Raw genomic sequence first — 7,491 nt, 5'->3', positions numbered from 1 at the left:
GACGGGGAGACGGGTCCCCCCGCGGGGTCTGTTCTGCCCCTGATGACACCGCCGCGGGCGCGACTGGCCTCCGCGAGCCTGCCCCCAAACAACACGGCCGCCTCGCCCGCGTACTGCTCCAGGCAGCCGCGGGCACCGCAGGCGCACTCGACGCCGTCCGGCCGGATGGGGATGTGACCGAGTTCGCCGGCGAAGCCGCGGGCGCCCCGGAACAACTGCCCGTCGATGACCAGGGCGGCACCGATCCCGGTGTCGGCGGAGACGTGGACGAAGGTCTCCACGGCCGGCTCGGCGCTCCAGTACTCGGCCAGCGCCCCGAGGTTGGCCTCGTTCTCCGGTTCGGGCACGGTGTCCGGGTCGGGCCAGTGGTCGGCGAGCCGGACGCCGTGCCAGCCGAGGTTGGGCGCGCGCTCGACCAGTGCGCCGGGCCCGTTCGGCACCACCCCGGGCACGGCCAGGACGCGGCCCTCGACCCGCAGTCCGAGGGCGGCGGCCTCGGCCTCCGTCTCGGCGGCCAGCGCGGCGGCCTCTGCCAGGACCCGCCCGGCCGGCCGGCCCGCGTTGACCCGTTCCACCCGGCGCCACACCCGCGGCTCGCCGCGCAGGTCCACCACGCACGCGCCGAGGTGGGTGACGCCGATCTCCAGGCCGAGACCGGCGGGGCCCTCGTCGGTCACCGACAACGCGCGTCCCGGGCGACCGACCCGCCCGTCGGGCGGGGTCTCCGCCTCGGTCAGCGCACCCCGCCCGATCAGCTCGTCGACCAGCGACGAGACGGCCGCCCTGGTCAGGCCGACGCGTCCGGCGACGTCCGCACGGGACAGCGGGCGGGGCAGCGAGCGGTGCGCGGCGACCGCGCCGAGGACGACCGAGAGGTTCCGCCGTCGCATGTCCTGTTGCGACGCGGGCCCACTCCCCGGGCTGATCTTCGCCTTGCCGACCACTGTCACGCGCCGCCCCTCCTACCGGTCCTCGGCCGGAGCTCCCTGCAAGGCCCCGGCCCGACGCAGGGTATCCCCGATCCGCAGCAGCGCGTCCTCGTCCCGCTTCACCGGCTCCAGCACCGGGCCCCGCGCCGTCTTCCAGCGGCGGGCGACGGCGTCGGCGGGCTCGCCGGTGAGCAGCGCGGCGGCTTGGGCGGCGGCGCCGAGCGCGACCAGTTCCTGCGCGTCGGGCACCTGGACCGCGCGGCCCGAGAGCCGCAGGACGGTCCGCTGCCAGGCCTGCCCGCGGGCGCCGCCGCCGATCAGCAGCAGCGGCTCGTCGCCCGCCGGGTCCGCGCCGCCCGCGCGCAGCACGCCGTCCAGGGCGGCGAGCAGGGCGTGGGCGGCGCCGTCGTAGGCGGCCTGCAGCAGCTGCCCCCGGGTGGTGTCGTGCCGCAACCCGTGGACCAGGCCGGAGGCCCCCGGGAGGTCCGGTGTCCGCTCGCCGTCCAGGTAGGGCAGGACGACCGCGGTGCCGCCGTCCTCGACCTCGTCGCGGCCGCGGCCGAGCAGGGCGGCGAAGCGGTCGACGGCGAGGGTGCAGTTGAGCGTGCAGGCCAGTGGCAGCCAGCCACCGAGGGCGTCGGCGAAGCCGGCGACGGTGCCGCTGGGGTCGGCGGGCCTGCGCCGGCCGACGGCGTAGACGGTGCCGGAGGTGCCGAGGCTGAGCACCGGCTGCCCGGGGAGCAGGCCGAGCCCGAGGGCGGCGGCCATGTTGTCGCCGGTGCCGGTGGCCACCGGCGTGCCTTCGCGCAGCGGCGTCCCGGGGCGGACGGCACCGGCCCGGGCGCCGGGGGGCAGGACCTCCGGCAGCAGGCCCGGGTCGAGACCGATCCGGGCGAGGACGTCCCGGTCGTAGCCGTCCGGACCCCACCAGCCGGTTCCCGAGGCGTCGCCCCGGTCGGTGACCGCCTCCCCGGTCAGCCGCTCGGTCAGGAAGTCGTGGGGCAGGCGGACGGCCGCGACCCGGTCGGCGGCGGCGGGCTCGTGGGCGCGCAGCCAGGCCCACGTGGGGGCGGTGAAGGCGGCGGTGGGCACGCTGCCGGTGCGGCGGGCGAGTTCCGCGGCGCCGATCGCGGCCTTCAACTCGGCGGCCTGGGGCGCGGACCGGACGTCGTTCCAGAGCAGCGCCGGGCGGACCGGCACTCCGGCCGCGTCCAGGGTGACCAGACCGTGCTGCTGACCGGCGATCGAGACGGCGGCCGCGCGGGCCGCCCAGCCGGTTCCCGCCGCGGCCTGCCCGAGCGCGTCCCACCACTGCTCGGGATCGCTCTCGCGACCGGCGCCCGTGCTGACGGTGTGCGGGGCGCGGCCCCGGCCCAGGACGGTGCCGGTGTCGAGGTCGACGGCGAGCGCCTTGGTGGACTGGGTGGAGCTGTCGAAGCCGATCACGACACGCTGCTCGGGCATGCGTTCCTCCGATGGGGGTTCCTTCTGACGTTCCGGCATACTAATTTGTTGAGAGCCCTTACAAACACCCTTTCGGCACGGAACCCGGAGCCGCTCCATGTCCAGCGACGCCCTCACCCCCTCCCCCGCGCACAAGTTCACCTTCGGCCTGTGGACCGTCGGCTGGCAGGGTCGCGACCCCTTCGGCGACGCCACCCGCCCCGCCCTCGACCCGGTCGAGACCGTGCGGCGACTGGCCGACCTCGGCGCCTACGGCGTCACCTTCCACGACGACGACCTGATTCCCTTCGGGGCGGGCGAGGCCACCCGCGAGCAGAGCGTCAAGCGCTTCCGGGCCGCACTGGACGACGCCGGGCTGACGGTCCCGATGGCGACCACCAACCTGTTCACCCACCCGGTCTTCAAGGACGGCGCCTTCACCGCCAACGACCGCGACGTCCGGCGCTACGCGCTGCGCAAGACGATCCGCAACATCGACCTGGCGGCCGAGCTCGGTGCCTCGGTCTACGTCGCCTGGGGCGGGCGCGAGGGCGCCGAGTCCGGCGCGGCCAAGGACGTGCGCACCGCGCTCGACCGGCTGAAGGAGGCCTTCGACCTGCTGGGCGAGTACGTCGAGCAGCAGGGCTACGACCTGCGCTTCGCGATCGAGCCCAAGCCCAACGAGCCGCGCGGCGACATCCTGCTGCCCACCGTCGGCCACGCCCTGGCGTTCATCAACGCGCTGGAGCGGCCCGATCGGGTCGGTCTCAACCCCGAGGTCGGCCACGAGCAGATGGCCGGGCTCAACTTCCCGCACGGCATCGCCCAGGCCCTGTGGCACGGCAAGCTGTTCCACATCGACCTCAACGGCCAGTCCGGCATCAAGTACGACCAGGACCTGCGCTTCGGCGCCGGAGACCTGCGGCAGGCCTTCTGGCTGGTCGACCTGCTGGAATCGGCCGGCTACGACGGCCCGCGGCACTTCGACTTCAAGCCGCCGCGCACCGAGGACTTCGACGGCGTCTGGGCGTCCGCGGCCGGCTGCATGCGCAACTACCTGCTGCTGGCCGAGCGCTCCCGCGCCTTCCGGGCCGACCCGGAGGTGCGGGCCGCGCTCGCCGCCTCCCGGCTGCCCGAACTCGCCCTCCCCACGGCGGAGGACGGCCTGAGCGGGCTGCTGGCGGACCGCTCCGCCTTCGAGGAGTTCGACGTCGACGCCGCCGCCCGGCGCGGCATGGCCTTCGAGCAGCTGGACCAGCTGGCCCTCGAACACCTCCTCGGCGCCCGCTGACCGCATCCGTCAGCCGGGTCGCACGGTTCCGTCCGACCCGGCCCGCGCGACCCGGCGAGTACGGACGACAAGGAGCGAGGTCCCGCGCGCCCATGCGGGGGCGCGCGGGACCTCGCGTCCGGGGCCGGCCTCAGGCCGGGTAGGTCAGCTCGGCCTCGTGGGTGCCGGCCGGGCTGACGTGCAGGGCGCCGTCCGGGCCCCCGAGCCTCAGCTGCCACGGGTGCGGGCTGTCGGTGGTCACCCTCAGCCGGTCGCCGGTGCGGCGCAGCCGGAAGCGGGCGCTCTCGCCGGTGCCTTCGGTGCGCGGGATCACGACGCTGCGCTCGGCGCCGTCGGCGAAGGCGTGCACCCGCAGCTCGACGCCCTCGGCCCAGGCGGAGACCGGGCGCTGGTCGTCCGCCCCGAACGCGATGACGGAGTCCGGGCGGGCGAGCAGCGGCAGGGTGTGGAAGCCGTGCCGTTCGCGCACCCAGCGCGGGCCGGTGACCTGGTCGCCGGTCAGGATGTTGGTCCACGTCCCCTCGGGCACGTAGTACTCGACCGTGCCGTCCTCGGTGAAGACCGGGGCGACGAGCAGGTCGTCGCCGAGCAGGTACTGCCGGTCGAGCGCGGCGGCGGCCGGGTCGTCCGGGAACTCCAGCACCATGGCGCGCATCACCGGGAGGCCGGTGGCGTGCGCCTGTTGGGCCGCGTGCTGGAGGTAGGGCGCCAGGCGGTGCTTGAGCAGCGTGAACTCGCGGGTGACCTCGACGGCCTCCTCGCCGAAGTCCCACGGCACGCGGTAGGACTTGCTGCCGTGCAGCCGGCTGTGCGAGGAGAGCAGGCCGAACTGTGTCCAGCGTTTGAAGACGGCGGGGGTCGGTGTGCCCTCGAAGCCGCCGATGTCGTGGCTCCAGAACCCGAAACCGGACAGCCCGAGGGAGAGTCCGCCGCGCAGCGACTCGGCCATGGCGTTGAAGTGCGATTCGCAGTCGCCGCCCCAGTGCACCGGGTACTGCTGGCCGCCCACGGTCGCGGACCGGGCGAACAGCAGCGCCTCGCCCTCCCCGCGCTCCTCCCGGAGCAGCTCGAACACGGCCCGGTTGTACAGCTGGGTGTAGTAGTTGTGCATCCGTTCCGAGTCTGAGCCGTCGTGCCAGAGGACGTCGGTGGGAATGCGCTCGCCGAAGTCGGTCTTGAAACAGTCCACCCCGACCGCCAGCAGGGTGCGCAGCTTGCCGGTGTACCAGTCGCGGGCCGCGGGGTTGGTGAAGTCGACCAGCGCCATGCCCGGTTGCCACAGGTCCCACTGCCAGACGCTGCCGTCCGGGCGGCGCACCAGGTAGCCCTCGCGCATGCCCTCGGCGAACAGCTCCGACTTCTGGGCGATGTAGGGGTTGATCCAGGCGGAGATGCGCAGCCCCTGCTGCTTGAGCCGGGCCAGCATGCCGGCCGGGTCCGGGAACGTGTCCGGGTCCCACGCGAAGTCGCTCCACTGGTACTCGCGCATCCAGAAGCAGTCGAGGTGGAACACGCTCAGCGGGATGCCGCGTTCGGCCATGCCGCCGACGAAGCGGTTGACGGTGGCCTCGTCGTAGTCGGTGGTGAAGGAGGTGGTCAGCCACAGGCCCAGTGCCCAGGCCGGGGGCAGCGCGGGGCGGCCGGTGAGGGCGGTGTAGCGCTCCAGGATCAGCTTGGGGGTCGGGCCGTGGACGACGAAGTACTCCAGCGACTGGTCCTCGACGCTGAACTGCACCTGGCCGACCGCCTCGGACCCGATCTCGTAGCTGACCCGGCCGGGGTGGTTGACGAGGACGCCGTAGCCCCGGTTGGTCAGGTGGAACGGGACGTTCTTGTACGCCTGTTCGCTGCTGGTGCCGCCGTCCGCCTGCCAGATGTCCACCACCTGGCCGTTGCGGACGAACGGGGTGAACCGCTCCCCCAGGCCGTAGACCAGTTCGCCGACGCCCAGGGCGAGCTGTCCGAGCATGTGGTGGCGGCCGCCCGCGTCGGTGACGAAGCCGGTGCCGCGCTCGCCCACCGTGGTCAGGACCCGGCCGCCGGCGGTGAACTCCAGCTGCCACGGCTTCGAGGTGTCCACCCGCAGGGTCAGTTCGCCGGCGCAGAGCTCCACCACGTCGCCGTCCCGGCGCACCTTCCCGCTGCCCGGCTCGGCGCCGGGCAGCGCGAACTCCGGTCCGCGCCGCACCGATCCGGCGTGGTGGGTGGTGCGCACCCCGATCACGCCCTCGGCCGGGGACCAGCACTCGACGGTCAGCAGTGGGCTGTTGAGCGTGTCACCGCGGCCGCGCACGTGCTTCACGGGCGCGTAGAGGGTCATCCGGTCATCGTCGGTCCGGACGTCGGCGACCTCGGTGGCGTAGCGCGCCGTGACGCCCGGTCGCATCAGCCAGTAGCCGTCGGTGAACTTCATCGGGCAGGTTCCTCCGTCCGCGCGCGGTGCGCGGTGATCAGGCCCCGGTACCAGTGGTAGCTGTCCTTGGGCGTTCGGGTCAGGGTGTCGTAGTCGACGTGGACCAGGCCGAAGCGCTGCTCGTAGCCGCGCCCCCACTCGAAGTTGTCCAGCAGGGACCAGATGTAGTAGCCGCGCACGTCGACCCCGGCCGCGATGGCGTCGGCGACGGCGGCGAGGTGGCCGGCCAGGTAGTCGATCCGCTCCGCGTCGTGGACGCGGCCGTCGGGGGTGAGGCTGTCGGCCTCGGCGGAGCCGTTCTCGGTGATCCAGACCGGCGGGAGCTGCGGGTAGCGGGCGTGGAGGCCGCGGAGCAGTTCGGTGAGCGCGGTCGGCACGACGGGCCAGCCCATGGTGGTGTGCCGGGTGCCGTACGGGTCCGGCTCCGTGACTCCGATGTCCACGGCGGTGCGCCGGTCGACGTCGTCCGTGCGGTGGTACGCGGCGGCCACGGTGATCGGGCGGTAGAAGTTGACGCCGAGGAAGTCCAGCGGCGCGCCGATCAGGTCCAGGTCGCCCGGCCGCCGCCAGGGGCCGTCCGCGAGACCGCACCAGGTGTCGGCCTCGTGCGCGGGGTAGCGCCCGGCGAACAGCGGCGCCGTCCACACCTCGTTGTGCAGGACCTCGGCCCGGCGCCGGGCGGCCCGGTCCTCCGGGAGGGAGGAGGCGGCGTGCAGGCGGTCGAGGTTGAGTGTGATCCCGACCTCCCCGGCGCCCCCGGCGCGCAGCTCCCGGACGGCGAGGCCGTGGGCGACCAGCAGGTGGTGCGCGGCGGCGAGGGCGCCGCGCCCCTCCTGGGCGCCGGGGGCGTGCCGGCCCTCGGCGTAGCCGACGAACGCGGAGCAGAACGGTTCGTTGAGGGTGATCCAGCGCTCGACCCGGTCCCCGTAGCGCTCGGCCACGAGGGCGGCGTACTCCGCGAACGATTCGGCGGTCTCCCGGACGCGCCAGCCGCCCCGGTCCTCCAGGGCCTGCGGCAGGTCCCAGTGGTAGAGGGTGGCGGCGGGCGCGATCCCGGCGTCCAGCAGTTCGTCGATCAGCCGGTCGTAGAAGTCCAGGCCCTTCCGGTTGACGGACCCGGTGCCCCGGGGCAGCAGGCGGGGCCAGGCGATCGAGAAGCGGTAGCTGTCGACGCCGAGCCCGCGCAGCAGGGCGACGTCCTCGGGGTAGCGGTGGTAGTGGTCGCAGGCGGTGTCGCCGGTGGCGCCGCCGAGGGTGCGGCCGGGGGTGTGGCTGAAGGTGTCCCAGATGGACGGGCCGCGGCCGTCCTCGTCGTGGGCGCCCTCGATCTGGTAGGCGGCGGTGGCGGCGCCGAAGCGGAAGCCGGCGGGCAGTTCCGGGAAGGCCGGGGTGCTCATGCGCACCTCCTGATGACT

Annotated in this window: 5 protein-coding genes; 1 reads left to right on the top strand and 4 read right to left on the bottom strand. The window is 74.3% G+C overall.

Annotation, left to right across the window (positions count from 1 at the left end):
- Both ACZ52J_RS24520 and xylB read right to left on the bottom strand, forming a co-directional pair.
- Window positions 1-890 (bottom strand): ROK family transcriptional regulator (locus tag ACZ52J_RS24520; RefSeq protein ID WP_465621701.1); only part of this gene is annotated, 890 nt, incomplete at its 3' end.
- A gap of 72 nt (window positions 891-962) precedes the next feature.
- Complete coding sequence (gene xylB, locus ACZ52J_RS24515) at window positions 963-2,393, bottom strand: xylulokinase (RefSeq protein WP_465621699.1); 1,431 nt, start codon at window positions 2,391-2,393, stop codon at window positions 963-965.
- Window positions 2,394-2,490: 97 nt separating this feature from the next.
- Between xylB and xylA the strand changes: the two genes are divergently transcribed.
- Complete coding sequence (gene xylA / locus ACZ52J_RS24510; protein WP_465621697.1) at window positions 2,491-3,663, top strand: xylose isomerase; 1,173 nt, start codon at window positions 2,491-2,493, stop codon at window positions 3,661-3,663.
- A 130-nt stretch (window positions 3,664-3,793) separates the two neighbouring features.
- Here xylA and yicI read toward each other — a convergent pair whose 3' ends face one another.
- The gene (gene yicI / locus ACZ52J_RS24505) at window positions 3,794-6,076 is read right to left on the bottom strand and encodes an alpha-xylosidase (RefSeq protein ID WP_465621695.1); all 2,283 of its coding nucleotides are present in this window, start codon (window positions 6,074-6,076) and stop codon (window positions 3,794-3,796) included.
- Complete coding sequence (locus ACZ52J_RS24500) at window positions 6,073-7,473, bottom strand: GH1 family beta-glucosidase (protein WP_465621693.1); 1,401 nt, start codon at window positions 7,471-7,473, stop codon at window positions 6,073-6,075. Before ACZ52J_RS24500 ends, yicI begins: the two co-directional genes overlap by 4 nt.
- Window positions 7,474-7,491: the final 18 nt, after the last annotated feature.

It is taken from the genome of Kitasatospora sp. NPDC034035 (genome assembly GCF_055575755.1).
Note: the sequence above shows the minus strand (reverse complement) of the source record. Positions and strands in the feature narration are given on the sequence as shown.

Excerpts from the sequence above, each read along its gene's own strand:
- xylB (WP_465621699.1), bottom strand. The coding sequence starts at position 2,393 with ATGCCCGAGCAGCGTGTCGTGATCGGCTTCGACAGCTCCACCCAGTCC.
- xylA (WP_465621697.1), top strand. The coding sequence starts at position 2,491 with ATGTCCAGCGACGCCCTCACCCCCTCCCCCGCGCACAAGTTCACCTTC.
- yicI (WP_465621695.1), bottom strand. The coding sequence starts at position 6,076 with ATGAAGTTCACCGACGGCTACTGGCTGATGCGACCGGGCGTCACGGCG.
- ACZ52J_RS24500 (WP_465621693.1), bottom strand. The coding sequence starts at position 7,473 with ATGAGCACCCCGGCCTTCCCGGAACTGCCCGCCGGCTTCCGCTTCGGC.